Origin of the sequence: Phormidium pseudopriestleyi FRX01, assembly GCF_017313335.1 — a bacterium.
Taxonomy (GTDB): Bacteria; Cyanobacteriota; Cyanobacteriia; order Cyanobacteriales; family Laspinemataceae; genus Laspinema; species Laspinema pseudopriestleyi.
On record NZ_JAFLQW010000213.1, the window covers coordinates 1 to 3410 of the forward strand.

A 3410-nucleotide genomic window follows, 5' to 3' on the forward strand; every position below is an offset into this window, starting at 1 on the left:
ATGTAGGGGTAGGGTCTCCAAACCCTCTTGAGGCTCAAAGGTCTTCTAAAACCCTGGGGAAAGGGGGTGCATTAAACTGATGCACCCCCTCAATACATTAGTCTTCTGTGGTGGGGTTTAATGGGGTACCACTGACCAAACGGGCTAAGTCTAGATTGAGTCCAGATTTCGTTCCAGGCTGGGCTTTTTTCAGGAGTTCCACCGTATCTCCGAGGGCGCTGGTTAAACTCTGGCGGGTTTGTTCATGACTGGCTTTTTCCGCTTCCAGGCATTCCGTCATCCGGGACAATTCTTGGGCGAGGCGATCGCGTTCCATTAAAGCTTCAATCAATTTTCCCTTCACTTCATCCGGTCCCATTCCGGCCAATTCTTGCAACAGTTCCGAGGGGGCAATGGCACGAGGCAAAGAGGAGGGTCCCGCTTGCAACTGTTCTAGTTTAGCCTTCAGGGAGGCGATCGCCTCCGTCAACTGTTCAACCTGGGTTCGCCGTTGCTGCCCTTCCGTCGTGTAAAGTCCCCGCCAGCGATCGGCACCCGCCAACGCTGCATCCCGTTCTTGTTCCACACGGATGATTTCCTGTTTCAGGGATCTAATTTCTTCCAACCACTGCGAGACATTCTCCGACATTGGCAACTACTCCCAATCAATTTTAAACAGGACTACCGCAGGAAAAACCCAGTTTATAGGGTTCTACTGAACTCCCTAAATATGACAAACCGACCCAGTTTCAGAGAGTCCCGGTTTATCTGCATCAGTCCTATTAAACTCTAGTTAAGCTTATAGCGTGTAAATTAAGATGGGTATAGGTTTAGTTTTTTCCACTCCCATCCCCTGGGATTTGCGATCGCCCACCTATAGCAATCCGCCCAACTCAGCCCGATCGCGGGTCCGGAATGGCATTTTACCCGCGTCATCTAACACAGAGGGAGCCACAGCGTCGTGAAGTTGCCCAAACTATCTCTCCAAAGTTTCCTCGCCCGCTTGAGAAGGATCGGAGTGAGGATGGGTCCCTCCTTGCAACCCCTCGTTCGGTTTTTGCAGTTTTTTTCCTATCTAAAATTTTCTACCCTGCGCGAAGTCGCCGATCGCGCCAGTCAACAGCGATTAACGGGTTTATCCGCAGAAATGGCCTACCATGCCATGTTATCTCTGTTTCCCGCTATTCTCGCCGTCGTTGCTTCCATTGGTCTATTTGAAGTCTTACAAGCCACTTTATTTAATCTGGCTAATCAACTAGCTGATGTGATTCCCGTTGAAGTTTGGAACACGATTCGCGGGTTAATTCGAGAAATTCTCCAAAGTCGTAATCAGGAAGTGTTTTCCTTGGGGTTTGTCGCGGCGCTTTGGGTTTTTTCCGGGGTGATGGGTGCCGCAATGGCAGCTTTGGATCAAATTCATCAAATTCCCCATAAACAAAGGCGGCCTTTTTGGAAGGCGAAACTGGTGGCGATCGGGTTGGCGATCGGGAGCATTATTCTGTTTATTGTGGCTTCGTTTCTGATTTTTATTAGTGACTGGGTGATTCAGTTACTCGCCCGTCGCAGTTGTTTAATCGATTCGGGTCAAAATTGTTTGTTTGAATCAGGGTTTTTCTGTCTGTTACAACCGCTACCGAGTTGTCCTTTGGAAGGACGATTGTTGGAGGTGTGGCATTTTTGGAGTCGTCCCCTGACGTTACTGATTGTTTCGGTTGCCTTTGCGTTTATTTATCGGTTTGGTCCTTCCCACCGTCGTCGGGATACTCCTTTGGTTCCCGGCGCTTTTATTGCGGCTGTTTTATGGGCGATTATTTCCAGTTTGTTTCGGCTTTATGTGTCCCATTTTGGAAATTATAACCGGACTTATGGGGCCGTTGGAACCATTATTATTTTGCTGTTATGGCTTTATTTAAGTTCGTTGGTGACCCTTTTGGGTGCTCAACTTAATGTGACGGTTGGGGCAGCTATGCGTCGCGATCGGTCCATTTATTATCGGGAGAAAAAGTCTAATATCGGTCTATAAGACTTTTTGCTTTAGGGGAAAAGAAGGGGTTATTAGTAAATTTGAAATAAGGGAACGACTGAAGTCGTGACTACAAACATGAGAAAACGACTGAAGTCATTACACCGAAATTAAGATAAGCTGTTGCCTGTCTAAATTGGATATTAGAAAAAGATGAAAATTTTGGAGTGCGTTCGCGTAGCGTGTGCGTCAGCACAAACATCTTGCTCGCTAGTCTCCTCAAATTAAATGCTCAACAGCTTACTCAGGTTGTAGATATTGAACGGGTGAGGATAGAAATAAGCTAGAGTTAATAGCGTCTGGGGGTTTGTAGGCGATAAATGACCCCGAAGGTAATCGACAGAAAAATTAAGAGCCATAGGACACCACTGGAAATCCCGGTCAAAATGCGGAGACCTCTGAGTATCCAGAGGGCTAGAGTGAGACCGGCAATGGTCCCAAATACCCCTAATACGATCTGCTTTTGATTCAAAGGTTTAATCTGATGTCAAACGGTAGTATGAAATTATAGCAGATTTTAGGCACAAAGCGATAAAAGGACGCGATCTCATAACTTTTCTGATTTGCCATAAGATTGGGGGGTGTGGCGATCGCCCCTAGGAAATCCGTAGAATCCTCAATTGAAAATTTTTTACCGAAAATATAAAATCTTAAAGTCTAAAATCTAAAATCTACCCCAACGATGATCCCCACCCGTCAAACCCTGAATTTCCCGGATATCCAGCTTTCTTATCTGGAATGGAATCGGGGAAAAGAGCCGTTACTGTTGTTGCATGGATTGGGAGACCATGCTCTGGTTTGGTCGAGTTTAGGGGAATACCTGAGCGATCGCTATCATATTATTGCACCAGATATGCGAGGTCACGGTTATAGCAGTAAACCTTTAACGGGTTATACCACCTCGGATGTACTCAGGGATCTCGAAGGGTTATTAGCTCATCTTGGGTGGCGATCGGCTCATGTTTTGGCCCATTCTTGGAGTGCGAAAATCGCGCCAATTTGGGCCAGAGAGCATCCCCAACGCTTTAACAGCATGATTTTGGTGGACCCCATCTTGATCACCAAGATGCCATCAATCATGAAGTTGAGTTTTCCCATCCTCTATCGGACTTTAGCTTGCCTGAAAATGATGGGTCCCTTTCCCAGCTATGAAGCGGCACAGATGCAGGCGCAGCAGTTGGATCAGTATAGCGGGTGGAGTCCCCTGCAACAACAGGTTTTTCAAGAAGGGATTGAGGAAAAACCGAATGGAGAGTGGGGGAGTAAGTTGACGATCGCCGCCCGAAATGGCATTTTTGATGATGTTCTGCGCGTGGACGGATTAACTGAACCCCTGGGTACCCCTACCCTATTCATCCAACCCGAACAGGGTGTTAATCGTGCCGAATGGCAAATTAAGCCTTACAAA

At 47.0% G+C, this 3410-nt stretch carries 4 protein-coding genes; 3 read left to right on the top strand and 1 reads right to left on the bottom strand.

The window, feature by feature from the left end; all coding sequences use genetic code 11:
* Positions 1–97 precede the first annotated feature (97 nt).
* The gene (locus tag J0895_RS07680; protein ID WP_207087517.1) at positions 98–628 is read right to left on the bottom strand and encodes a hypothetical protein; all 531 of its coding nucleotides are present in this window, start codon (positions 626–628) and stop codon (positions 98–100) included.
* A 169-nt stretch (positions 629–797) separates the two neighbouring features.
* Here J0895_RS07680 and J0895_RS07685 point away from each other — a divergent pair, with 169 nt between their 5' ends.
* The 3 genes from J0895_RS07685 to J0895_RS07695 all read left to right on the top strand — a co-directional run.
* Positions 798–944 (top strand): hypothetical protein, encoded by a 147-nt coding sequence (locus tag J0895_RS07685; RefSeq protein ID WP_207087518.1) that lies wholly within the window; start codon positions 798–800, stop codon positions 942–944.
* A gap of 59 nt (positions 945–1003) precedes the next feature.
* Positions 1004–2002, top strand: a complete 999-nt coding sequence (locus J0895_RS07690) for a YihY/virulence factor BrkB family protein (protein ID WP_242541134.1) — start codon at positions 1004–1006, stop codon at positions 2000–2002.
* A 682-nt stretch (positions 2003–2684) separates the two neighbouring features.
* The coding region (locus J0895_RS07695; RefSeq protein ID WP_207087520.1) for an alpha/beta fold hydrolase at positions 2685–3410 on the top strand (726 nt) is incomplete at its 3' end.